We start from the raw sequence: 229 nt of genomic DNA, 5'->3' as shown, positions 1-229 counted from the left end.
GGTCGGGGACCGGGACGAGTGGGTGTTCACCGGTCGTCTCTCGCAGGACTCCGCTCCCTGGGTCCGCGACCATGCCATCTACGGCACGGTGATCGTTCCTGGGACTGCGCTCGTGGAGCTCGCCGGTGCAGCCGGTCGTCAGACGGGCAGTCCGGTGGTCGAGGAGCTGGTGCTGGAAGCACCGCTGGTGCTCGGGGACGGCGTGTCCGTCCGCGTGCAGGTGACCGTC

The 229-nt window shown here is 69.9% G+C and carries 1 protein-coding gene; it reads left to right on the top strand.

Going from position 1 to position 229, the window contains the following annotated elements:
• Positions 1-22: 22 nt before the first annotated feature.
• Positions 23-229 (top strand): polyketide synthase dehydratase domain-containing protein (locus tag IO30_RS41160; RefSeq protein ID WP_245234262.1); only part of this gene is annotated, 207 nt, incomplete at its 3' end.

The sequence above is a fragment of the Streptomyces xanthophaeus genome, from assembly GCF_000725805.1.
GTDB lineage: Bacteria > Actinomycetota > Actinomycetes > Streptomycetales > Streptomycetaceae > Streptomyces > Streptomyces xanthophaeus.
This window is presented reverse-complemented; position numbering and strand designations above follow the sequence as displayed.